This window comes from Flagellimonas flava, from assembly GCF_050617915.1.
In the GTDB taxonomy this organism is placed as follows: Bacteria; Bacteroidota; Bacteroidia; order Flavobacteriales; family Flavobacteriaceae; genus Flagellimonas; species Flagellimonas flava_A.
Genome location: NZ_JBODQE010000011.1, coordinates 1 through 24,523 on the forward strand (window position 1 = coordinate 1; position 24,523 = coordinate 24,523).

General features: G+C 43.4%; 20 protein-coding genes. 10 read left to right on the forward strand and 10 right to left on the reverse strand.

Going from position 1 to position 24,523, the window contains the following annotated elements:
• Window positions 1–245 precede the first annotated feature (245 nt).
• Together ACRHOZ_RS18760 and era are read left to right on the forward strand one after the other, a co-directional pair.
• Window positions 246–1,610: an alanine/glycine:cation symporter family protein gene (locus tag ACRHOZ_RS18760; RefSeq protein WP_431129045.1), complete on the forward strand. Its 1,365-nt coding sequence runs from the start codon at window positions 246–248 to the stop codon at window positions 1,608–1,610.
• Window positions 1,597–2,481 (forward strand): GTPase Era, encoded by an 885-nt coding sequence (gene era, locus ACRHOZ_RS18765; protein ID WP_431129048.1) that lies wholly within the window; start codon window positions 1,597–1,599, stop codon window positions 2,479–2,481. Before ACRHOZ_RS18760 ends, era begins: the two co-directional genes overlap by 14 nt.
• 13 nt (window positions 2,482–2,494) lie before the next feature.
• Here the strand turns inward: era and ACRHOZ_RS18770 are convergent, their stop codons facing one another.
• Window positions 2,495–2,995: a GTP-binding protein gene (locus ACRHOZ_RS18770; protein ID WP_431129051.1), complete on the reverse strand. Its 501-nt coding sequence runs from the start codon at window positions 2,993–2,995 to the stop codon at window positions 2,495–2,497.
• Window positions 2,996–3,071: 76 nt separating this feature from the next.
• Between ACRHOZ_RS18770 and der the strand changes: the two genes are divergently transcribed.
• Window positions 3,072–4,373, forward strand: a complete 1,302-nt coding sequence (der, locus tag ACRHOZ_RS18775) for a ribosome biogenesis GTPase Der (protein WP_431129054.1) — start codon at window positions 3,072–3,074, stop codon at window positions 4,371–4,373.
• Between the two features lie 3 nt (window positions 4,374–4,376).
• Here der and pbpC read toward each other — a convergent pair whose 3' ends face one another.
• Entirely contained in the window at window positions 4,377–6,749 is a 2,373-nt protein-coding gene (pbpC, locus tag ACRHOZ_RS18780; protein ID WP_431129057.1) for a penicillin-binding protein 1C, read from the reverse strand.
• Between the two features lie 13 nt (window positions 6,750–6,762).
• The gene (locus ACRHOZ_RS18785; RefSeq protein ID WP_431129060.1) at window positions 6,763–12,330 is read right to left on the reverse strand and encodes an alpha-2-macroglobulin family protein; all 5,568 of its coding nucleotides are present in this window, start codon (window positions 12,328–12,330) and stop codon (window positions 6,763–6,765) included.
• 216 nt (window positions 12,331–12,546) lie between these two features.
• Between ACRHOZ_RS18785 and ACRHOZ_RS18790 the strand changes: the two genes are divergently transcribed.
• Together ACRHOZ_RS18790 and ACRHOZ_RS18795 are read left to right on the forward strand one after the other, a co-directional pair.
• A complete protein-coding gene (locus ACRHOZ_RS18790; RefSeq protein ID WP_420400848.1) occupies window positions 12,547–12,954 on the forward strand; it encodes a nuclear transport factor 2 family protein in 408 nt (135 codons plus the stop codon).
• A 26-nt stretch (window positions 12,955–12,980) separates the two neighbouring features.
• Window positions 12,981–13,451: a nuclear transport factor 2 family protein gene (locus ACRHOZ_RS18795; protein ID WP_431129063.1), complete on the forward strand. Its 471-nt coding sequence runs from the start codon at window positions 12,981–12,983 to the stop codon at window positions 13,449–13,451.
• Window positions 13,452–13,465: 14 nt separating this feature from the next.
• On the opposite strand, the gene ACRHOZ_RS18800 is transcribed toward ACRHOZ_RS18795, so the two are convergent.
• The 6 genes from ACRHOZ_RS18800 to ACRHOZ_RS18825 all read right to left on the reverse strand — a co-directional run bounded on the left by ACRHOZ_RS18800 (window position 13,466) and on the right by ACRHOZ_RS18825 (window position 17,136).
• Entirely contained in the window at window positions 13,466–13,903 is a 438-nt protein-coding gene (locus ACRHOZ_RS18800; RefSeq protein WP_431129066.1) for a hypothetical protein, read from the reverse strand.
• An 85-nt stretch (window positions 13,904–13,988) separates the two neighbouring features.
• On the reverse strand, window positions 13,989–14,783 hold the full coding sequence (locus ACRHOZ_RS18805) for a TPM domain-containing protein (protein WP_431129069.1): 795 nt from the start codon (window positions 14,781–14,783) through the stop codon (window positions 13,989–13,991).
• On the reverse strand, window positions 14,764–15,201 hold the full coding sequence (locus tag ACRHOZ_RS18810; RefSeq protein ID WP_431129072.1) for a TPM domain-containing protein: 438 nt from the start codon (window positions 15,199–15,201) through the stop codon (window positions 14,764–14,766). The genes ACRHOZ_RS18805 and ACRHOZ_RS18810 overlap by 20 nt, the downstream gene beginning before the upstream one ends.
• Before the next feature lie 2 nt (window positions 15,202–15,203).
• Window positions 15,204–15,803: a LemA family protein gene (locus ACRHOZ_RS18815; RefSeq protein ID WP_431129075.1), complete on the reverse strand. Its 600-nt coding sequence runs from the start codon at window positions 15,801–15,803 to the stop codon at window positions 15,204–15,206.
• Window positions 15,804–15,829: 26 nt separating this feature from the next.
• Window positions 15,830–16,159 (reverse strand): MerR family transcriptional regulator, encoded by a 330-nt coding sequence (locus ACRHOZ_RS18820; RefSeq protein ID WP_138838093.1) that lies wholly within the window; start codon window positions 16,157–16,159, stop codon window positions 15,830–15,832.
• Window positions 16,159–17,136 (reverse strand): M23 family metallopeptidase, encoded by a 978-nt coding sequence (locus tag ACRHOZ_RS18825; RefSeq protein WP_431129079.1) that lies wholly within the window; start codon window positions 17,134–17,136, stop codon window positions 16,159–16,161. Before ACRHOZ_RS18825 ends, ACRHOZ_RS18820 begins: the two co-directional genes overlap by 1 nt.
• Window positions 17,137–17,241: 105 nt before the next feature.
• Here ACRHOZ_RS18825 and alaS point away from each other — a divergent pair, with 105 nt between their 5' ends.
• The 4 genes from alaS to ACRHOZ_RS18845 are packed head-to-tail and all read left to right on the forward strand — an operon-like array spanning window position 17,242 to window position 22,137.
• Complete coding sequence (alaS, locus tag ACRHOZ_RS18830) at window positions 17,242–19,866, forward strand: alanine--tRNA ligase (RefSeq protein ID WP_431129081.1); 2,625 nt, start codon at window positions 17,242–17,244, stop codon at window positions 19,864–19,866.
• A 3-nt stretch (window positions 19,867–19,869) separates the two neighbouring features.
• Window positions 19,870–20,523, forward strand: a complete 654-nt coding sequence (locus ACRHOZ_RS18835; RefSeq protein ID WP_431129084.1) for a hypothetical protein — start codon at window positions 19,870–19,872, stop codon at window positions 20,521–20,523.
• A gap of 7 nt (window positions 20,524–20,530) precedes the next feature.
• Window positions 20,531–21,514: a GSCFA domain-containing protein gene (locus ACRHOZ_RS18840; RefSeq protein WP_431129087.1), complete on the forward strand. Its 984-nt coding sequence runs from the start codon at window positions 20,531–20,533 to the stop codon at window positions 21,512–21,514.
• The gene (locus ACRHOZ_RS18845; protein WP_431129090.1) at window positions 21,511–22,137 is read left to right on the forward strand and encodes a DUF4230 domain-containing protein; all 627 of its coding nucleotides are present in this window, start codon (window positions 21,511–21,513) and stop codon (window positions 22,135–22,137) included. Before ACRHOZ_RS18840 ends, ACRHOZ_RS18845 begins: the two co-directional genes overlap by 4 nt.
• On the opposite strand, the gene ACRHOZ_RS18850 is transcribed toward ACRHOZ_RS18845, so the two are convergent.
• A complete protein-coding gene (locus tag ACRHOZ_RS18850; RefSeq protein ID WP_431129093.1) occupies window positions 22,105–23,871 on the reverse strand; it encodes an aromatic amino acid hydroxylase in 1,767 nt (588 codons plus the stop codon). The two genes, ACRHOZ_RS18845 and ACRHOZ_RS18850, sit on opposite strands and share 33 nt — an antisense overlap.
• Window positions 23,872–24,028: 157 nt before the next feature.
• On the opposite strand from ACRHOZ_RS18850, the gene ACRHOZ_RS18855 reads away from it, so the two are divergent.
• Window positions 24,029–24,496: an Lrp/AsnC family transcriptional regulator gene (locus ACRHOZ_RS18855; RefSeq protein WP_431129095.1), complete on the forward strand. Its 468-nt coding sequence runs from the start codon at window positions 24,029–24,031 to the stop codon at window positions 24,494–24,496.
• Window positions 24,497–24,523 lie beyond the last annotated feature (27 nt).

Here is a 24,523-nt window from a genome sequence, read left to right on the forward strand (position 1 = left end):
GGTATCTTTTAGTGGTTTGCACGTGTTTTTTAACCTTGATTTGAAAAACATGGTGAATTCAAATCAATTGGTCGAACCAATGCCGAGCTTGGCTCGGTATCTTTTAGTGGTTTTCACGTGTTTTTTAACCTTGATTTGAAAAACATGGTGAATTCAAATCAAATGGTCGAACCAATGCCGGGCTTGGCGAGGTATCTTTTTTGTAATTGACCGGATTTTTATCCGAAATAGCTACCTTCGAATCCATGGAAAAAATAAACAGCTTTTTGGTAGATGCCAATTCATGGGCAAACTGGCCCATGTTCATCTTATTGATAGGAGGTGGCCTCTTCTTGATTTTTTATTCCAAATTGACCCCATATCGTTTTTTTGGTCATGCCATTGCCATTACCAGAGGAAAGTACGATGACAAAAATGCCAAAGGGGATGTGAGTTCATTGCAGGCCCTATCTGCTGCAGTGGCGGCTACCGTGGGTCTGGGAAACATTTCTGGGGTTGCCATTGCTATTCACGATGGGGGTCCTGGGGTTGTCTTTTGGATATGGATGACGGCCCTAATAGGGATGTGCATAAAATTCTATTCCTGTAGTTTATCCATCATGTTCAGAGGCGAGGATTCCGAAGGAAAACTCCAAGGAGGCCCCATGTTTTATATCACCAAAGGATTGGGAAAAAAGTACAAGCCCCTAGCTATCTTCTTTTGCCTCTCAGGCATTTTTGGATTTCTGGGCGTTTTCACAGCCAATCAATTTACCGAGACCTTTATGAGTGTGATTGAACCTGCTGACTCGCTTTTTGCCATGAGCGATTTCAATTGGAAATTGAGCGTAGGAATTGTTCTAGCCATCATTACCTCCTTTGTAATCTTTGGAGGTCTGACCAAGATTGCCAAAGTGGCCACAGCCATTGTTCCAGTTATGGTCATGGTATATTTAGTGGCTGTAATCGTTGTTATGGTGTTGAATGCCTCCCAAGTGATTCCTGCTTTAAAACTTATCATAACTGAAGCCTGGAACTTTAAGACTATAGTAACCGGTGGATTCTGGGGCTTGGTCATCATTGGTGTTAAACGGGCCATGTTCTCCAATGAAGCAGGTTTGGGTAGTGCGCCCATGTATCATGGGCAATCCAAAAATGATGAGCCCATTCGTGAAGGTTTGGTGGCTATGTTGGGTCCATTTATTGACACTATTTTGGTTTGTACCTTTACCGCAGTGGTTATTATTTTAAGTGGTGCCTATTTGGATGATTCCAGCGGAATAGTGATGACATTGCAGGCGTTTAGGACTACCTTGTTTGGTTTTGGGGATGATTTGTTAATGATTATTGTTACCGCTTTTGCCTTGTCTACCTTGTTTACCTATTCCTATTATGGGGTAAAATGTCTGTCCTTTCTAACCAACGCAAAAATTGGGAGGTTTTATAACCATTATTTTGTGATTATGATTGTCTTTGCAGCAGTAGCCTCGTTGGAATTGGTCAAAAACCTAATTGATTTGTCCTACGCCTTGATGGTAATCCCCAATATGATCGCTGTATTGATTTTGGCCCCCAAGGTAAATGCAGCGGCTAAAAAGTACTTTCAAAAGTTGAAACATGAACAAGCATAGATCGGGCTTTGTAAATATTATCGGCAACCCCAATGTGGGGAAGTCTACCTTGATGAACGCTTTTGTTGGTGAAAAACTCTCCATTATTACCTCCAAAGCACAAACCACTAGGCATCGTATTCTTGGTATTGTAAATGGGGATGATTTTCAGGTGATACTTTCCGATACCCCTGGAATCATTAAACCGGCCTATGAGCTGCAAAGTTCAATGATGGATTTTGTAAAATCGGCCTTTGAAGATGCAGATGTACTGCTCTATATGGTGGAAATTGGTGAAAAAGCCCTAAAGGACGAAGCCTTCTTCAAAAAGATTGAAAACAGTAAAATACCAGTGCTTTTGCTTCTCAATAAAATTGACACTTCGGAACAGGAAATCCTTGAAGAACAGATTCAGCATTGGCAAAAACTACTTCCCCAGGCAGAAATTCATCCCATATCCGCGCTTGAAAACTTCAATGTGAAAGAAGTTTTTGACCGAATTTTGGAGTTGCTTCCAGAAGCACCACCCTATTATCCCAAAGATCAATTGACCGATAAACCGGAACGCTTTTTTGTGAATGAGACCCTACGGGAGAAAATCCTTTTACATTATAAAAAGGAGATTCCCTATGCAGTTGAGGTGGAAACCGAAGAATTTATTGAGGACGAGAACATTATCAGGATCCGTTCGGTAATTATGGTAGAACGTGATACCCAAAAAGGAATCATTATTGGTCACAAGGGGAGTGCATTGAAAAGAGTGGGAGTTGAGGCCCGAAAGGATTTGGAGAAGTTTTTTGATAAGCAAGTTCATATAGAACTGTACGTCAAGGTCAACAAAAACTGGAGAAACAATACATCCCAGCTACGCCGTTTCGGATATAATAGTTAAAACCCTGTTTTCTTCATCGCTTGAGGCCAGCAATAAGTTGCCTGATATAGGTTTTAAGTTGATCTGTTTGCGGTTGACCCTTGGCTCGTCCCATTCTTCCAAAAGCGTACAGGGCAAACCAGATAACCACCAAAAAGAACATTCCCGCCAACCAAAGAGTAACATCATACCCCAATGAATAATTGGAATAGGCAAAAACGCCCAAAATTATAAATAGGGTACCTACCCCAAAATGTAGGAACATAAAAAAGGTCCATAGGGTAGGATTTGGCCCAAAAACCCCATGGATCTTGCTAATCCCTTCTTCAAAGGAGGTGAGCTCCAAGTGCACCTGGGGGGTCCAAAAATTGGTTTCGGACTTTTTGAACCGGATGTAAATATGCTCATCCAAACGCTTGATCAAAAAAGGATCTGGGGCTTTTTTGTCAAAAACGGACTTTAGTTGTTCCAAATCTTCGTGAAAAGAAATCTCAAAACGTGGTCGTAAAACAATTTCATTGGTAAAATCACTCATAAGTGGTTGACATTGATAAAAAAAGGTATCATTTTTTCTTCATAAATAATGGTATTTTTGCCAAAATTTAATGCGGATGGGAGCTATTGTAGCCATTGTGGGAAGACCCAATGTAGGCAAATCCACTTTTTTTAACCGATTGATCCAACGTAGGGAAGCCATCGTGGATGCTGTGAGTGGGGTTACACGTGATCGCCATTATGGAAAAAGCGATTGGAACGGCAAGGAATTTTCTTTGATCGATACCGGTGGATATGTTGTGGGAAGTGATGACATTTTTGAGCAGGAAATTGATAAACAAGTTGAGTTGGCCATTGATGAGGCAGATGCTATAATTTTTATGGTGGATGTGGAATCTGGGGTAACCGGGATGGATGAAGATGTTTCCAGATTACTACGTAAAGTAGATAAACCAGTATTCCTGGCCGTCAATAAAGTAGATAATGCCCAGCGCGAATCCGATGCTGTGGAATTTTATGCCTTGGGTTTGGGAGATTACTACACCTTGTCCAGTATCAATGGTAGTGGAACGGGAGAGTTGTTGGATGCCTTGGTCGAGGTGCTTCCAGAGATAGAGGAGGAAGAAAGTGAACTGCCCCGCTTTGCAGTCGTGGGCAGGCCCAATGCTGGAAAATCATCCTTCATCAATGCCTTGATCGGGGAAGAAAGATATATCGTAACTGATATTGCAGGGACTACCCGTGATAGTATCGATACCAAATACAACAGGTTTGGGTTTGAATTTAATTTGGTGGATACGGCAGGTATCCGAAGAAAGGCCAAAGTAAAGGAAGACTTGGAATTTTACTCCGTAATGCGATCCGTAAGGGCCATTGAACATTGCGATGTTTGTATTCTATTGTTGGATGCCACCCGTGGATTTGACGGACAGGTGCAGAACATTTTTTGGCTCGCACAGCGCAACAACAAGGGGATTGTAATTCTTGTCAACAAATGGGATTTGGTGGAAAAAGAAACCAATTCGGTCAAGGAGTACACCCAGAAAATCAAAAAGGCCATAGAACCTTTTGACGATGTCCCTATTTTGTTCATTTCCGTGCTTACCAAGCAACGGATATTTAAGGCCATTGAGACTGCCGTTGACGTGTACAAAAACCGCTCAAAAAAGGTTGTTACACGGAAGCTAAACGATATTATGCTGCCCATTATTGAGCATACACCACCTCCGGCTTATAAAGGAAAGTATGTGAAAATAAAATTCTGTACGCAACTACCTACCCCGTATCCGCAGTTTGCATTTTTCTGCAATTTGCCCCAGTATGTCCGCGACCCGTACAAGCGATTTTTGGAGAACAAGCTTCGGGAGCATTTTGATTTTAGTGGTGTACCCATCACCATTTTTATGCGGAAAAAGTAGGTCTTATTGGTCGGAAGCCAACTCCACTTGTATAGGTTGTTGAATTCGATTACCACCGCCATCTACCGCAGTAAGGGTATATGACCCTGGCTTCACCGGCAAGATCAGCTCATGAAAGCTGGTGGTCGTGTTCACATAGGTCTCATCCAAATACCAGTGCACGGTGCTATCCTCTTGTTGATGGGCCAGTTTAAAAACCACATCTTTTTGACTTGTTCCCAAATCTTTAGGAATAAGAATTTCCTCATTTAATCGGGGATGAATGAACTCCATCAGTTGCTGTTCTTCTGAACCACATCCAGAAAGATATGGGGGTAAGCTTTTATAATTGGGATTGGTATCGGCATAGTAGTACTCCACAACAGGCGGTAGGCTAAACCAACTTTTTTGTACCATATCCTCCATCGGATAACAAGAGGAGGTAACTCGATAGGATTCTTGGGCATCCAAAAAAACTTGATGATGGTAAGGGCAGGTGGCACTTTTAAATCCGTTGGCGGGAAGTTGCAGTTTCTGGGTATCTTCACAGAAAACTGAAGCCCGTTGTCCGCTTCTGGTACAGGTTTCCAAAGCAACAAGGTCGTCATAGGGCTCTTGGAACCAACCACTATGGGGTAAAGTGGCCAAAACATCAAACAAAATGGGAGCCGCTGCCGAAATGCCTACCAACCCGGGTCTGCCCTCGCCATCTGCATTACCAGCCCAAACACCTATGGCATATTTTGGGGTTACCCCCACTGCCCAAGCATCTTTAAAGCCAAAACTTGTTCCAGTTTTCCAGGCTATGGGTTGGGCAGCATCAAAAAACTGCCAATTTTCATCCCCTTCCGGGCGATTGACCTCCCTTAAGGATTTAAATGTATGATAAATGGCTCCTGCACCGAATATTGGGGCTTCGAACTGCTCTTTCCCAAAATCGGTTTCCTGCTCGTTTAGATAGGAAGGTTCAGAAAACTCATCGGAACGATAGGTGCTGGAATGGGACACAAAGTAATTTAGGGTTGATGTGGCGGAAGCGTAGCTTTTGGTGACATCCCACAAGGAGCTTTCAGCACCTCCTAAAATCAAGGACAATCCATAATAATCAGCGGGCTTGTCCAAGGATTTCATTTGCATTTTTTGGAGTTTGTTGTAAAACTTTTGAAGCCCAAATTGCCTTAATAAGCGAACGGCCGGCACATTCAATGATCGGGAAAGCGCCCAGCTAGCTGGAACTACTCCCGCATGTTTTTTGTTGAAGTTTTTTGGATTATATCCATTGATTACAGTTGGAATATCGTTGACCAAGCTGTTCGGGAGCAATTGCCCTTCATGCAACAAGGATGTAAATAGAAAGGGTTTTAGGGTGCTTCCTGTACTTCGGTTTTTGGTGATGATATCCACATAATTGCCATGTTCCCCAGATGCTGGGGAGTTTCCCACATAGGCCAAGACCTTTCTGGTTTCCACATCAAGAACCAAAATGGCCAAATTATGGATTTCGTTGCTTTTTAAGCGTTGATAATGTTGCTCAGCAAGCCTGTTGACATGAATTTGCAGCTGCCTGTCCAAAGAAGTGGTAACCGATTTTCCTGAGTGCTCTCTTTTGATTCGTTCCGTTAAATGGGGCGCAATATTGGGCAGCGGCATCGGTTTTTGAGGCAATGGCTCAGCTATGGCAAGCTCATAGGTGGTTTGACCAATGATGCCCTTGGCCCACAACTTTTTCAATAGGTGGTTCCGTTTGTTTCTGAGGGTTTGCTCGTTTCTTCCAGGAAAAATTAGAGATGGGGCATTGGGTAACACCGCCAAAGTTGCCGATTGCCCCCAACTTAGCTCATGGGCTGGAATGCCAAAGTAGCGCCAAGCAGCCGTTTCCAATCCTACTACATTCCCACCGTAAGGGGTATGGCTGGCATAAAGGCGTAAGATATCTTCTTTGGAATAGCGTAGTTCCAATCGGGTGGCCAGAAAAAGTTCAATGCCTTTTTCCCAATAGGTTCTGGATTTGTTTTTTCTGCTCAGCCTTATGAGCTGCTGGGTAATCGTGCTTCCACCCCTTCGGGAGTTCTTGGTAAGGTTGTGCTGTATCGCTTTGAAGATGGAAACCGGGTTAAAACCGGGGTGTTGGTAAAAATACTCGTCCTCAAAGAATAGAACAGATTGCTTAAATCGGTAAGGAACCGAATCAAGCTCAGGAAAACGCCACTGGCCGTCCTCTGCAATTCGGGCTCCGACCAATACTTGGTCTGAGCTTAAAACTACGGTAGAGGTGGGGTCATCAAAGAGCAATTTAGGAAGACAAAACAGCCATATAGTGAATAGCATCAGAAAGGATCCCAGCCCAATCTTGTGCTGTAATGTTAGCTTGTTGTATATGGATGTGAGGTTTATCATCCTGTACTTGATATTATCGTACCACTTTGATCCATTGCCCCTTGTTTCGGGCACTATAGTTATTATCGTACATGGCCTCTACTTGTGCTCCAGGCAGATAGTAATCCCCTAGGTAAGAGGCGTTTAATTTTACAGTAAAAGTTTTACTCTTTTTAGCATCCAAATCGAAATAGAAATGGGTTCGGTCATCCCTTGTGTCCATATAAGATGCATTCCCCGAATTATCATTCCCGATGCCAGCATAAGAGGTGTCCACAATTTCCCATCCGCTTGGAACAATCTGGGTCAAGGCCACATCATTAATGAAATCGTTGGAAGTGTTGAACACATTAATTCGGGCTTGAAGTTCGGTTCCTTGTCGCAACTGACGCACATCCACTGCATTACCCAGTGGATCCTGATAAGTTACCGAAAGCCTTAGGTTTTGTTGTTGGGCAAGTTCTTGTCCTACCGGAAGTCGACCACTTAGCGAAAGGGTGGCATAAATGATGTTCCCTTGATGATTTTCTATCTGCACCTTATCCGTGGCAGATGTGATAGAAAGGGGCCGTTGGGCAATGGCCCTATCTGTTTTTACATTCACTTTTTTGCCATTTTGGGTAAAGCTCAAATCCAAGGATTTACCTCCATTTTTACTTACCATTTTTGCCATGGACAGCAGGGCATAGGCGGTTTCTTGGGTACTGTACCACCTTTGGGACGACAAATTTTTTGCTAAGGATTCGGCAAGTTCCCGCTGTTGGCTATGACCCAGAATCACCGTGGTTTCCAACGCCATGGCTCTATTCCGGAAAACAGAACCATAGGTTCTGTAATTGTAGCTATTTGACTGAAAATTGATATTGGCGGTTTGCGCAATCTGCTGGGCCACTTCTTTTTTGCCGGCCAGGGCATAGGCTGCCGCCAATCGCCATTTGGCTTCATTGCTCAATTTGTTGGACTCCCGTAATCTATTCATGGCCGCCAATTCCGGTTGTTGGGCCAGGGCCAGGGTATACAAACGATACGCCTGGGCCATATCATCATTATAACTGCTGCGTTGATTGCTCCATTGCTTGGCCGTATTTTTCTGATAGCGCAACCAATTGCTCAAAAAAGTGAGGGGTAGTTGATATCCTTTTTGCTTGGCTTCCAACATAAAATGGCCTGCATAAGAGGTTCCCCAATCGTTAGCACCTCCATAATTGGGCCAATAACTGAGTCCTCCATTGGGCATCTGAAAATCGTTCAAGCGTTTAATGGCAGCCTTCACATTTTTCTCTACCTCTTTTTCCTTGTCAAAAGTGATATCAAGGACATCGGCCAAAAAGAGCTGTGGAAAAGCGGCTGAGGTAGTTTGCTCAACGCATCCATGCGGATATCGAATCAAATATTCCATGCGTTTGGAGAAGTCCATGGGCGGTAGTGTGGAAAACTCTATGAATGCTGCGTTAGTCCCGGAAGTTCCGAAGGGTTCCAATGAGACCATTTGGGATTGGTTGCCTTCAATGGTATGTAAGCTGTTTTTGGAAGTGATTGGATTGGGGTTTTCCACATTAATTTCTATGGAACTACTAGCGCTTTCTCCCGCCCCGGAGGCTGTAACTTTTATATTTTGAAAGGAGGTTGTTGGATGTGCCTCAAAGTCAAAATTGACGATTTGTTCTCCAACGGAATCAAATGTGATATCCTTTGTTGTTGGACCAATAGGCTTTAGCGCTTTGTCAGATTCTATGGTAACCCTAACATTTTTCACCTTTTTCTCCATGGCAAAAACGGTTACGGGGATGGTTACTTTTTCTCCAGGAGATAATTTCCTTGGAATGGATGTCAATACCATCAACGGTTTCCGGACAGGAGTAGTTTTATCTACATTGCCATAGGCTCCTTTTTGATTACCAGCCACCACCATGGTTCGCACAGAACCTATATAATTGGGCATTTTTATGGTGTGGTCTGCTTTTTCCCCAGCATTTAAACTGAAGGGACCCAGGTAGGTGACCACGGGTTTAAAACGCTGCGCTTTACGGTTTTTGGCGCCTTCTCCAATTCCACCCCCTCCAATGGCGTAGATATTGTCCACACTAACGGAATAGGCTCCCATCACATCATCAAAAATGTCAAAGGTTTTGACCCCAAGCGCCTGTCTGGCATAAAAGGAGCTATGAATGTCCGGGGTTTTGAATCGGGTTAGATCCAAGAGTCCGTCATCCACTACTGCCAAGGAATAGGTCATGGGTTTGTTATCGGCTTCGGATACGGTTACCTTGAAAGATTGTTCCGGTTGCAACACTTCCGGCATTTTTAGTTCGGGTTTTAGAAAAGTGTCTGGATTCTCTACCAATAGGGGAACTACGCCGTACAATCGTATGGGGAGGTCATTTTTAACTTGCCCATGTGGTTGTAAAAGGGAAATATTGACATATACATTGGGAGCCATCTCTGCCGTTATCGGAATTTTGGCTTGGGTTTCCTTGGCTGATGTCTCTATCCATTGCTGGGACAAGACTTCGGAGCCATTTTCTATGCTGAGCAGGGCCCGCCCTCCTCTGTCTGAAGGGAAGGTGACCACGGCGTTTTCGCCTAGGGTATATTTCTCTTTATCTGCCGAAAAAATGAGAATCTTGGAGCTTTCCGAATCGCCTGAAGCTGGTCTTCGCCACCAATTTCGATAAAAGTAAGCGGTGCGACCAGTAGCATGTCCAGATGCCTCGTCAATGACCCTGATCAGGAAACGACCTCCATCATCATCGGGAATGTTGAGGTTAAAACTGCCCTTTCCATCGGCTTTGGTGGTAACTGAGATTTCCTTGAAAGGACGGTGAACCGTTGCGTTTTCATATCGGGAAAGATTGTCATATCCCCGGTTCCACCACCAGCGCCATTCGATTTTGAAGATTTGCACCTTGAGTTTTCGGTTGCCCTCGGTTTTACCCAATGCATCCACGCTGACCACATCAAAGTTGTTGTTTTCATCCGTAAGGAAAGAACCATATTGCTTGGCTTTTGGGGAACGAAGTCCCACAAAATGTGTAAACGGGGCCAACTTTTTGCTAAAAACATCTATGGAAAAATCACCACCACCTTCAAACACCTTTGTGGTAAAAACCGCTTGAAGCATCCCTGGAGCTTTTGCATTGACATCCAATTTCTTATTGATGTCCAAAATCCCATTTTCATTAAGTTTGGCATCGACCCATTGGGTTTCAATTTCATTGAATGTGCGCACAGGATCTTGAAAAACATAACCATTAAAGCCGGAAAAAGCGGATGCAGCATTTTGCAATTTGGCATTGATGTCCACTTTAAGATTACGTGCTGGGGCACCATGGAGCCATTGCACCTTGGCCTGCCCTTTGTTGTTTTGATTTGCTTTTAATATCTCGTCCTCAAAAGCAAAATCCACCTTTAAACGGTTGGGCTTTATGGTAGCAACCTTGAGACTTTTATGAAATTGGGCGCCACCAACCACAATTTTGGCGTTCCAAGTACCAGTGGGAGCATTGGGTTTGGTGGGTATTGGGAAATAGTAGAACTGCCCTTCCTTTATGGCATATAGTCCATCTGCAACCTGATTGCTTTCTTTTTTCAACAGGGTACGCTGCACCAACTTTCCACGAGCATCGTTGACTTCCAAGGTAATTGGGTGCCCTTCGGGCAATGGATTGTTTCTGTCATCCAGCACGAAGGTTAAATGGACGGTGTCACCAGGTCGGTGAACCCCTCTTTCGGTATATATAAATCCTTGCAGTCCGCTTTGCAATTCTTCCCCGGATACGTCAAATTTACTTAATGAAAGTGCATTGCCATCCACTAACTTAGCGTAGGCGAAATTGTTGTTTTTTTCTGCTACGGCAAACGCCAAACTTTTCTCACCATCATAGATACCAAATCCGGAGGCGTCCGTGGTCACTTCACCCAACAATTGCTGCTGAAAATTGTAAAGCCTGATTTTGGTGTTGGCCTCTGGCATCGCTGTCAGTAAATTGGTGGCTGCAAAATGATAGGAGCGGTTGTTCCCCTTTTTTACGATCAATCCCAAATCGCTGCCCAACAAATGTGTAGAAGCTATTCTATCCTCATTGTAATAAGCTTGATGACAAGGATTGTCCCGTTCCTCCCAATTGTAGGAGTAATTTCTCCAATAGTAAATTTCATTGTCCCAATACCGTTCCTCCAGACGCTCTTCCTCAGCATTTAGTGAGGAGTTCACCTTCTCTTGTACCGCGAGCATTTCGCTTTCCACTCCGTCATTACAGCTATAGGTTGTATGCTCCTTTTTAAAACTGAACTCTACACGATACAACGAACCTGGGTTTATGCTGATCAATTCCGATAAATCCAGAGCATTTGCTTTCCAATAGCTTGAGTTTTCATCCCCTTCTGTAGCGAGGGGAATGACCTTATGGGCGACCCTTCGTCCCACGGGTCTTAAATCTGACCGGTACTGGGGCGTGAGGTTATTGTCTTGCAGAAATTGCAGCATATTATTTTCAAAAACCTGAATGACCCTGACCTCCACAGCCGCAAGATTGACCGTTTCAAAATATATGGGGGTGGAAGCGGCATTGGGTAGGATGGTGCCTTTGGAGAGGAGCCGAACATTGGGTTTGAGTTGTTCGAAGGAAATCCACTTGGAAAAACTGTTTTTAAGACTGAATCCGTAAGCACTTTTGATACCCTCAAAGGCATTCACTTTAACTTCTCCCAATATTCTGTTTGAGGGATAAACCCGGAGGACATTTCCATCCACTTCATAACGTAGGCTTTCGGCACCTTCAATGGTGACCAGTCCGTTCAGATTTTGGTTTTCATTTATGGGCTCCGAAAAGTTCAGGGTTAGGGCGGCATTGGGAGCTGTTGAGGTTTTGGCATCGACCACCACAAACTTGTTCAGCCCTGGAATGGTATATGCCTCTGAGCCTTTGTTGTCAATATTGAGTTTGGAGCCGTCCCAACTGAGTCGTAATTCACTGTCATCTGTTTTTCGGGAAATACTATCTATGGTAAAACTGAAGTATTTGGCATCTTCTGTAGTGTTTTGCCAGTTAATGGCAACTTTATTATTTTCCTGCGTTGCGGACAAAATAACGGATATTTTTTCAGCGGATAACACATCAGAAGCTTCCAGGGTGCCCGTCAAATACTGCCAATTTTTGCTGTAGGATTGCAGATTTCCAAGGCTAATCTTAAAATTGGGAGCAAGAGTTTTAAATCCGAAGGTGTATTTTTTGAAATCACTCTTAATGTCATCAAACAACTTGTGAAGTTGCAGGCTTACCATGTATTCTGTGTCCGGTTTTAAATATTCCGATGGTTGAAAAGTGAGTTCCCTACCATTTTCAATGACCAGTTTTCCATCCACTTTTGGAGATATTTTTAAATATTCCGAAGGAAGTTCTTGGGTCAGTTCAAACTGATCCAATTGTTGGGCCAGCACTATTTGTATGGGTGCGGCAATACTTTCATTGCCATGGGTATGGTAACTGATATAATCCTTAAACTTAAATAGGTTGTCCAGATTTTCTGGATCTATCTTCTTTCTACAGGATATGGTAGATAACAAAAGGAAAACGAATAGAAAACGAAGCGTGCGAGCCATCTTGAAAACGGAATTTAATGAACAATGAATTTGCCAAAGACAAGATAGCTTAATTATGGAGAGAAGCGGGGGACGATCTTATGAAGAACGTGTTATGATTTACGGATGGGCCATTTGAATGGACGGAACCTTATGAAAAATTTATGATTTGACCATTTCAAATGGCTTTCAAAAACAATATCTTGAAATTCATACAACAACCTAAAAACGAACATCATGCGAAATCTTTTTCTTTGCCTATTTTCCCTGGGAATCATGGGAATGGTAAATGCCCAATCTGACTATGAATTGATAGAACAAACCTTGGGCTATTATATGGAAGGGGGTTCCAATAGGGACTTCAACACCTTAAAAAAGGCCTTTCATGAAACGGCCACCATGAAGTACATTACGGAAGAAGGCTACAAAGAAGTTAATGCACTGGAGTTTTTCAGTGGAATGAAAACAGGGGATCGGGTAAACCGCAAGAACCGAATTGCTGAAATCACTGTCTCCGGACATGCTGCCAACGCCCGATTGGAACTGGAATATCCAGATTTCACTTTTGTGGATTTCATGAACCTGCTCAAAATTGATGGAGAGTGGAAAATTGTAAACAAGATTTTCTATAAACGCGTAGACTAAGTCATAATCCCAATAACTTTTTTAAAATGATAAGAACTGCTTTGATCATGGCGGTAATGCTCGTATTTGCCGCTTGCAAACAAACCGCTGAGCCGGTTGCAGAACTGGAAACAGAAGATAAAATAACCGAAGAAGAAGCCTTGGACCTGCTTCATACCTGGACCAACGCCTATATAAAAGGGGATGCCGGTCCCCTCATAGAAGTACTGGATGATACTTGGGAATACTCTGGCTCCAGCGATGGAAAAACCACAAATAAAATTGCCACCATTGACGAGTTTAGTCAGGCGGATTATTCATTTGACGCGATTGAGTACCACGACCTAAAGGTTAAGCTTTACAACGATATAGCAGTGGTCAGGGGATGGGAAAGAATGGTGATTTTAGGGGCCGACAAACAGGATACCACAATTTTAAAGTTGCGATTTACCGATGTTTACCAGAAAAAAGAGGGCAAGGTGAAGGCTATAGCCACGCATAGCTCGCCCATGGATTAGCTTTTTAAACCTTTCTACAGATTAACCGTGGCGACCCCATCTGTCAGGGGAACCTCTTGGTTGATATCATTTATCCTAATGGCTGTTAGGACGGGAATAGGGCTGCAACATTCGGTCGCTTGCGAAAACTCGAAGGTGGCATTTACGGTAAACGAGTGTTCATCACTTAGCCTAATGAAGTAATTAAAGGAACCTTCGCTCCAATCGGGGTCCTGAACCAACATGATGGGACTTGAGATGGATTCCAATGAAAATTGCGTGTTTTCATCATCCACGGTTACATCGTTAATGCTATAGGTGCCGTTATCAAACACATTGTTACCGTCCAGAAGAACATCAAAAGCCAAAACGCCCAACCGCGGGCATAAGTCAGAACAGTTCTCATCGTCAGAATTCAAACAGGACCAAAAAAGGAGGGCGGGTAAAGTCAGGAGAAACCGTCTACGTATCATGGCGAAGTTTTTTTGATAAAATTTAACCAAAAAAGTTGCTTTTCACAAGGGTTTGGGGACTAATTACCAGACTATTGGGAAATAGTTACCATCCTCCAGAAGCACCACCGCCTCCAAATCCGCCCCCTCCGAAGCCTCCACCAAAGCCACCGGAGCCACCGGAGCCAAAACCTCCACCTCCAAATCCACCAGAGGAACCAGAGCTTCTGCCCATATTGCTCAAGATGATCATGTCCCAGATATCTGGGCCTCGTCTTCGGCCTCCGCCACGACCGCCGCGGTTGTTTTTGCCCTTTCTGAAGAGGATGATCAAAACAATAAGAAATATGATCAGGGGCAACAGTTTTTCAAAAGGAAATCCTGAATCGTTCCCAAAACTTCGATCTTCAGTGAATTCCCCATTTAAAACCTGAAAAATGGCATTGGTTCCTTTGTCCAGTCCCCCATAATAATCCCCTTTTTTAAATTCGGGAATGATAACGGATTCGATAATACGTTTGGACATAAAATCCGTGAGGGCGCCCTCTACGCCATAACCAGTATTAATAGCAATTTTGCGATCATCCCTCGCTAAAAGTATCAATACACCATTGTCCTCATCCGCTTGTCCTATGCCCCATTTATGCCCCCATTGAGCCCCAAGGTAAGTAATGTCCTCCCCTTTGGTGGTGCCAATAATGGCAACCACAATCTGGGTAGAGGTGCTATCCGAATATCGAAGAAGTTTTTGCTCTAAAGCCTGGTTTTGGTGAACTGACAAAAGCTTTACATAGTCGTAGACTCTGGTTTGTTTTTGGGGTTTTTCAGGTATGGTAAACTGCCCCCAAGAGATGGAGGTTAAAAAGAGAGCAAGGAGAAGGTTAACCTTTGGATATGGCATCGCTCAATTCATTGGTGTCTGTTTGGTCCCAAGGAAAATGAACCTGCAATTCCTTCCCGGCGCGTTGCACGCCCTCTACAATGCCCTGTTTAAAGTCGCCAGTTTTAAAATGATTGGAAATAACCTCCTTGGTGGATTCCCAAAAACCTTTGGGTACCGCCCTGTCAATTCCCGTATCACCGTAGATCACAAATTTCTTGTCCTCCACCGCAACGTACAGTAGCACACCATTACTTTCTTTGGTGTTGTCCATTTTTAGGAAATGGAATACCTGTTGGGCGCGGCTAAAGTGATCCATTTTGGCCGTTGACTCTATATGTACCCGAATTTCACCGGAGGTGTTTTTCTCTGCTTCAAGAATAGCTGTCACTATATCTTGTTCTTCCTCATAGCTAAGGAAATCCTCTACTTTGGACATGTTTAATCAAATTCTAAATTGACTTCAGGAACTATTTCAGCACCATCCTCAGCTTCAAAATATGCCATTTCCTCGAAGTCAAATATGTTGGCAAGCAGGTTGTTGGGAAAATCTCGTACATGTTCATTGTAAGGGCGGACTGTTTCATTAAACCTGTCCCGTGCAACATTTATTCTGTTTTCAGTTCCTTCCAGTTGAGATTGAAGCTCTAAAAAGTTTTGGTTAGCCTTTAAATCGGGATAGCGCTCTACAACCACCAATAGCCTACTTAGTGCACTGGTAAGGCCACTTTGAGCAGCGTTGAATTCGTTTAATTGCTCAGGTGTAATTTGAGTTGGGTCAATGTTAATTCCTGAAGCTTTGGATCTGGCTTCAATTACATCCTTAAGTGTTCCTCGTTCAAAATCGGCAGCGCCTTGTACCGTTTTTACCAGATTGCCAATTAAGTCACTTCTTCGCTGATAAGAGCTTTCCACCTTGGCCCATTCTTGCTTCGTCGTTTCTTCTAGACCAATTGTCGTGTTATAAAATCCTTTTACCCATCCATAAATGCCAACCGCTAAGACAGCAATAATTATCAACGGTATTAACCACTTTTTCATCTTCTTGGTTTTAGTGTTTTATATAGTTATAGTTGTTCCTTGATCTTGAGCAGTTCGGCCTTCACTTTTTGTAGTTTCTGAATGACCTCGAAATTGGAGAGGGTTTTTTGTTTTTCCTCCTTCAGATGGATTTTGGCACCCTCCAGGGTGAAGCCCCTTTCCTTGACCAAATGATAGATCAGCTGTAGATTTTTTATGTCTTGGGGAGTAAACTTACGGTTGCCCTTGGCATTCTTTTTGGGTTGGAGCACATCAAATTCCTTTTCCCAAAAACGAATCAGGGAGGTATTTACCCCAAAAGCCTTGGCCACTTCGCCAATGCCATAATATCGTTTTTCGGGAAGATCTATGTGCATTAATCCAAGGATTGATTCTCTTGATTGGCGAACTTGAGCATGTTTTCAAACTCTTCCGCCGTCAAACTTCCGTAGTAGAAGTTGATCGGATTGATCCGTTCCTCGTCCTTAAAGACTTCGTAATGTAAGTGCGGGGCCTCTGACCTACCCGTATTGCCCACAAAGCCAATAAGATCCCCACGCTTGACTTTTTGACCTTTGGTTACGTTGTATTTGCTCAAATGGGCGTATAGCGACATATAGCCATAACCATGATCTATGCGAATGTGCTTTCCATATCCCGAGGACCCATTATCTGCTCGTTTGACAACACCATCCCCTGTGGCGTAGATCGGAACCCCCCTTGGAGCGGTAAAATCCATGCCCCAGTGCATCTTTCTTGCTTTTGTAAAGGGATCGGAACGCCATCCAAACCCGGAGGCCATTCGGGTTAAATCCTCGTTACGCACTGGCTGAATGGCAGGAATCGCAGCCAACAGTTTTTCTTTTTCCTCCGCCAACTTGGCAATTTCATCCAAGGATTTGGATTGGATTACCATCTGCTTCTGAATAATGTCTAACTGCTGAGTAGCATTGATGATGATTTCTGAATTATTGAAACCTTCCAAGGATTTATATCTATTGATTCCCCCAAATCCTGCCCTGCGTTGTTCCTCAGGAATGGGATTGGCCTCAAAATATAAGCGGTAAATATTGTTGTCCCTATCCTCAATGTTGGCCAAAACCTGCTCCATTTGCTCCATCTTTTTGGTCAAAATCTCAAATTGAAGCTCATAATTCCGCACCTCCCGATCCAGGGAAAGTTCCTTGGGGGTATTTAACCAACTGGTGTTTAGAAGGACGATCAATCCAAGAATACCAAACAAAGCTGAACCCAACAGGAAAAAGAGAAAATTTCGGTACTTTTTGGACTTTTTGGGTTCAATCTTTCGGTAAGAAAGAGTATCCGGATCGTAATAGTACTTAACTTTAGACATGTAGGGATTTTATCCTATTTTTGCGCATTCTTTTTAAGGAGAACAAACAAATATAAAAATTGTTTTGCTTAAAGTGTTAAATTTAATAAAACCCTTGCATTTCCGATGACATCCCAAGAAGTCAGAAACCACTTTTTAAACTTTTTCAAGGACAAAAAACACAAGATTGTCCCTTCGGCTCCCATGGTCATGAAGGATGATCCCACTTTAATGTTCACCAATGCGGGAATGAACCAGTTCAAAGAGTTTTTCTTGGGAAATTCCGTACCCAAATCCAAACGGGTGACAGATACCCAAAAATGCCTTAGGGTGAGTGGTAAACACAATGATTTGGAAGAGGTGGGCAAAGATACCTACCACCACACCATGTTTGAGATGTTGGGGAACTGGAGTTTTGGGGATTATTTTAAAAAGGAGGCCATTCAGTGGGCTTGGGAATTGCTTACCTCAGTTTATAAAATTGACAAGGATAGCCTGTATGTCTCTGTTTTTGAGGGGAGCGATGATGCGGACAATTTGGAGATGGACAAGGAAGCCTTTGAGCTTTGGAAGGCCATTGTTCCTGAGGATAGAATCATTATGGGGAACAAAAAGGACAACTTTTGGGAAATGGGAGACCAAGGTCCCTGCGGTCCTTGTTCCGAAATCCATGTGGATATACGATCTAAGGAGGAGAAAGCCAAAGTATCAGGCGCCTCCCTGGTAAACCAAGACCATCCACAGGTAGTGGAAATATGGAACCTGGTGTTTATGCAGTACAACCGTAAGGCCAACGGACAACTGGAAAGCCTTCCGGAAAAACACGTGGACACTGGAATGGGCTTTGAGCGACTCTGTATGGTGTTGCAGGGGGTTCAATCCAACTACGATACGGATGTATTTACCCCTTTGATTCGGGAAATTGAGACCATAACGGGCAAGAAATACGGCAAAAACGAGGAAACCGATATTGCCATCAGGGTGGTGGCTGACCACATAAGGGCCGTTGCCTTTTCCATTGCTGACGGACAACTTCCTAGTAACAATGGAGCAGGGTATGTGATCCGAAGGATTTTAAGACGGGCCATCCGTTATGGATTTACTTTTTTGGGAACCAACAAGCCTTTTATCTATCGCTTGGTAAAGGTGTTGGGGGAGACCATGGGGAAAGCTTTTCCAGAACTTCGGGAGCAATATCAGCTTATAGAAAACGTGGTCAAGGAAGAGGAAAGTTCCTTTTTGAGCACTTTGGAACAAGGTTTGGTCCTGTTGGATTCTGTAATCAAATCTTCAAAGGATAAAACCATTGATGGGCAGAAAGCCTTTGAATTATATGACACTTTTGGGTTTCCTATTGACTTGACTTCCTTGATTTTGGAAGAAAAGGGATATCAGTTGGATACGGAAGGTTTTGAAAAAGCCCTGAAAGCCCAAAAAGACCGATCTAGGGCTGCCTCAGAAGTGTCCAAAGAAGATTGGACGGTTCTTTTAGAGGACTCGGAGCAAGAATTTATTGGTTATGATAGTCTGGAAGCAGAGGTAAAGGTGGTCAAGTATCGAAAGGTAACCAGCAAGAAAGGTGGAGATCAATATCAATTGGTTTTCAATCTAACTCCATTTTATGCTGAAGGTGGTGGACAGGTTGGGGATAAAGGTTACTTGGAAACATCCAATGGCGATGTGGTCTATATCATCGATACCAAAAGAGAAAACAACGAGATTGTCCATTTTACGGAAAATTTACCCAAGAATATCTCTGGAACCTTTAAGGCAGCGGTGGACCAAAAACAACGTTGGCGCACGGCCAGCAACCATACGGCTACCCACTTGTTGCACCAGGCTTTGAGAGAGGTGCTGGGAACCCACGTAGAGCAAAAAGGTTCTGCAGTGCATTCCAAATATTTACGTTTTGATTTTTCCCATTTTTCCAAATTGAGCACCAAAGAACTTCGGGATGTGGAGAATTTCGTCAATGCACGAATAGAGGGGCAACTGCCTTTGGAAGAAAATAGGAACATTCCTTTGCAAGAGGCTATGAACCAAGGTGCGATGGCCCTGTTTGGGGAAAAGTACGGCGATACCGTGCGGACTGTTCGTTTTGGCCAATCCATTGAACTTTGTGGAGGTACCCATGTAAAGAATACGGCAGATATCTGGCATTTTAAAATTGTTTCCGAAGGAGCAGTGGCAGCAGGTATCCGAAGGATAGAGGCCATTACTTCTGATGCGGTAAAGGAATTCTACTTTTCCAATAACCGAATGCTTTTCGAGATCAAGGACTTGTTGAACAAAGCTCAGGACCCAGTAAAGGCGGTGACAGCACTTCAGGAAGAAAACAATGCGCTAAAAAAGCAAGTGGAGCAATTGTTGAAGGACAAGGCCAAAGGCCTTAAAAATGAACTTATTTCAGAATTGAAGGAGGTAAACGGAATCCAGTTTCTGGCCAAACAGGTGGAATTGGATGCAGCTGGAATCAAGGATTTGGCCTTTGAAATGGGCGGGCAAGTCAATAATCTTTTCCTTCTTTTGGGAGCAGAAAAAGATGGAAAAGCACTTTTATCCTGTTACATTTCCAAAGAATTGACGTCCAACAAGGGATTGAACGCTGGAGCCATTGTTCGTGAATTGGGAAAACACATCCAAGGCGGAGGAGGAGGACAACCTTTCTTTGCCACGGCCGGAGGGAAAAATCCGTCCGGGATACCCGCAGCATTGGACAATGCCCTGGAAATTGTAAAAACAACCACATAATAAGTGCCCTTTAAGCTAAAGCATATCAACTGGAAATACATTTTTGGAGAAATCCTTTTGTTGTTTGTTGGTATTAACTTGGCCATTTGGTTCAACGATTGGAATGCTTCCAAATCCATCCAAAAAGATAAGGAGGTGGCCCTGGTTAAGATCAAGGAAGAAATAGAGGCCAATAGGGAAGAATTAGTGGCCAATAGTGCCGAGAACCAAAAGATTCCCGCCTTTTTTGCTGAGATGGATAGCTTACAGGGCAACAATGACTTGTTGGTCACTTCCGTGGAAGTGATGCAAGGGTTTGTAGGCCGATATCCCCAATTTTTTCAGGAGATTGATTCGAGCAGGGTTGAAGATGGCCTGTACCAATATGAAGTAGGGGCCTTGGTGAACCTGGAAATATCGGATTTGAGCAGCATTGCTTGGGAAATTGCCAAGAGTACTGGCATATTCCACGAATTTGGCTACGAATGCCTATATGAGCTTCAAAGCCTGTACAATACCCAAGATCTGGTTAAAATTGAACTCAACAACGCCACCACGGCTTTAAGAAATGGATCCATGAAGGAGCTTGTGAGAGTGTTGAATGTTATGGGGCAGTTGGAAGACCAATTGGAAGGGCAGTACGAGGAGATGATCCAATCCATTGACAACTGTAAATAAGGTTGGAATGAAACTGCAGACAAATATTCCTTTGGAAAAGGAAGGGAATCCCATCAACTATCAAAGCAAATTACTCTTATTGGGTTCTTGCTTTGTTAAAAATATGGGAAACAAACTGAAGTTTTACCAGTTCAAAACCATACTAAATCCCTTTGGGATTCTGTTTCACCCACTGGCTATCGAGAATTTGGTCAGTCGGGCTGTAAAGGAAAAACCCTATCAAGCAGAAGAAGTATTTGAACAGAATGGAAGATGGCTGTGTTTTGACGCGCATTCTGATTTAGCAGCAAATTCTAAGGATTCACTCCTTGAAAATTTGAATTCGACTTTACAGGAGACACAAAAACGGCTTCATTCAGCTTCGCATATAATGATCACCTTGGGGACAGCTTGGGTGTATCGAAACCATTCAACCCAAAAAATAGTGGCCAATTGCCATAAGGTACCCCAAAAGGAGTTTGGCAAGGAATTGTTGACGATCAAAGAAATTGAATCCAGTCTAGAGCGTACCTTGGAGTGCATTTCAGAAGTAAACAAAAAAGCAACCGTTGTTTTCACGGTATCTCCTGTTCGGCACCTCAAAGATGGCTTTGTGGAGAATCAGCGGAGCAAGGCGCACCTAATTGCGGCAGTGAATGGTTTTTTGTCGCCTCAAGATGTCACCCTGAGCCAGTCGAAGGGGCGGTCGAGAGTGCATTACTTTCCAAGCTATGAAATCATGATGGATGAGCTACGGGATTATCGGTTTTATGGCAAAGACTTGATCCATCCCAACGAATTGGCGGTTGACTATATCTGGGAACGGCTTAAATCGGTTTGGATATCCGAAGAAATCTATCCAGTGATGGAGGAAGTGGAAGGAATTCAAAAAGGGTTGGAACACCGTCCCCTTAACCCGGAATCAGAAGCACATCAAAAGTTCAGAACGTCGCTAGAGGCGAAAATCACGTATCTCAAGGAGAGGTATCCCTTAATGCATTTTGAACGATGAAAAAAATACTCATGGGGGCTTTGGTCGCCCTTACTTCCATTTTAATTTACAAATCTTGTACGGACTACACCCAGGATAAAGCCGTTTTATCGGAGAGTTCCCTGCTTATTCAACAAGAGTTGAAAAATGTCTCCAAGTTGATTGTGACCGAGGGGCATTTTTCGGAAGTATATAATTATGCAGATTCCAAGGAGTTGTTTGGAAGTTTGGTCACCGCGGACAAAAAAGCGTTGGTCGTGGCAAATGCCCAAGCCATCATTTCCTATGACCTTTCCCAATTGGAAGTTGAAGTGATTGAGGCGGAGAAAACCATTCGGATTTTGTCGATACCGGAACCGGAGATTACAATCAATCCAGATTTTGAATATTATGATGTAACGGCAGATTATTTTAATCCTTTTAGGGCGGAGGACTATAATTTAATCAAGGAAAATGTAAACGAGTCTCTCCGAAAAAAAATTGAGGCTTCATCCCTAAAATCAAATGCTGAGAACAGATTATTGAGCGAGCTTTCGCGGATTTACGTGCTGTCAAATTCGATGGGTTGGAGACTCACCTATCAAGAAAAACCCATTGCTTCGACCAATGAATTAATTGACCTTGGTAAAACTTTGGTCGATTAGTTGTAATCCGTCGTCAATCAAATGTCCAACCTCTGGACGCAACTTTTTTACTTCTTCCAAATGGGATTTAATGGTGATGGCCAACTCGTCTCGCTCCCCTTTCCTGGCCAGTTCGTAGAGTTCAACAGGTAGCAACCAATCTTCAGGGAATTCCTCTTTAACTTCCTCAAAAAGCTTGCCTCGGGAAATGAAGGTATTGATACCATCTCGATAATCACGAACCCGCTTGTAATGTGCTTCAAGTTTTAAACGCTGATCATCCCTTGTTTTTTTAATGGTAGTTTCTGTAATCTTGTGCGTGATGAGGTCAAAACTGAGTAAATCGGCTGGGCCATTATAGGCTGATACCACATGCTGTCCAACGGCCATATGATACAGGCCCCATTCGGGTAAGAACAGCACTTCATCCTGATAGCTTACTTTACAATCCTTGAAAGTAATCAGAATAATTTTTCCCTGTAGGTTTCGGGTACCGGTTACAATGGTACCTTCTACTTTTACGCCCCCTTCAAACTCAAGGGTGACCTGTTCCTCCTCAAAAATCTTATAGGCTTTTAGATCGCGCGGGCTCATATCTTCTATGGCAAGATTAATTCCCTTTAGTTTTCCAATGGGAGAGCCAAATCCATCAGCATGGTCCAAAGTGCTATGGCCTACGAGTTCCTTATCCCTGTACGCCAGGGCAGTTGGGCCATTGGTTTTGATATAAATGGGTTTTCCGTTATGCTCCATAACCTCACTAAAAGTCCCGGAAATTTGAAGCCCGGTACTCAATTCCAAAGTTCCCAGAGCTTTGGAAGAAATAAGTTTTTGAACCCCTTCCAGGCCACCCGTTCGCAATGCCATGCTGTTGGCAAAATCCTCCAACACTTGACTCAAATGCGCAAAGTGTGGGGTAACGAACAGTTGAGGTTGGGGTTTTGTTATGTCAAAAGCGGTTTGCGCTGCTTCAAGGGTATACGGTAATTTTTGCACATCGCTTTGCATGCACCATTTGCTCTCACCGATGGAGGAAAGCAGTCCAGCTCCGTAAATTTTTGGATTCTCAACGGTACCGATCAGGCCATACTCCACGGTCCACCAATGCAAGTTTCTGATGAGCGCCATTTCACTGGGGTCGCCCATGTTCTCCTGCAAATGTTCAATATGTTTTTCGGCCTCGTCGATTTCTTTTTGGGGCGTACCGGCAGCTTCCTTGATAATGGAAAGATGTCGCACTGCTTCGTACAGCTCATAATCCTTGGCACTGGAGATGGCCTTGCAACCAATTTCCCCAAACCTTCGCAAATATTCCGCATATTCCGGATTGGCAATTATGGGGGCATGCCCAGCACCTTCATGGATAATGTCGGGAGCAGGGGTATATTCAATGTTTTCCAATTGCCGAATATCCGAGGCGATGACCAATACATTATAGGCTTGGAACTCCATGAAAGCGGCTGGAGGGATAAAACCATCCACTGCTACGGCAGCCCATCCGATTTCCTTCAGAATGCGGTTCATTCCGTACATATTGGGAATATTGTCGATGGAAATTCCAGTCTTTTCCAATCCTTCCACGTACGATTTGTGGGCTACTTTGCTCAAATAATCCACATTTTTTCGCATCACATAGCGCCAAACAGCCTGATCTATGGGGGTGTACTCCTCGTAGTTCTGTGGTTTGATGAACTGCTTTAGGTGTTCTGGAAGCTTGTCCAAAATAGGATTGCTTTCGTAGGCTCCTTGTTCCATTGAATGCTATAAATAAGGTATATATACTACATAAAGTTACAATATATAGTCGTAACACTGGTAAATGAATAAAATGAAGGAATAAAGTCTTTTTTATTTATAAAATTTAGTAATTATGTCTAATTTTATGATAAAATGAACACTTGGACAGGAAAATATGCAGGAACGCTTGGACGCCATTGATCGTGAGATTCTAAAAATATTGGAAAAGGATGCCAAAACCATTGCAAAGACCATTGCGGAGCAGCTGGGATTGACCAAGACACCGGTCTATGAGCGTATACGAAGATTGGAGCAGGAGGGCTACATCAAAAACTACGCTGCCATTCTTGACAAGGAGAAGATTGAACACAGTATCACCGTATTTAGTTTTGTGTCCCTAGAAGCCCAAAAAGGCCATTTAATGGACGACTTTTTAAACCAAGTGAAACAGTTTGCAGAAGTAACCGAATGTTTTGTGGTGGGAGGGGAATTTGACTTTTTACTCAAGGTCATTGTCAAGGACCTGGATGCCTATTACGATTTTGCCAAGACCAAGATTGCCTCTTTGCCCAATATTGGCGCTGTAAAAAGTGCCTTTGTATTAAAGGAAGTGAAAAACGAAACGAGTTTTCCGTTATTGTAAAAAAGAGAACGAAGAATCCAATTCACT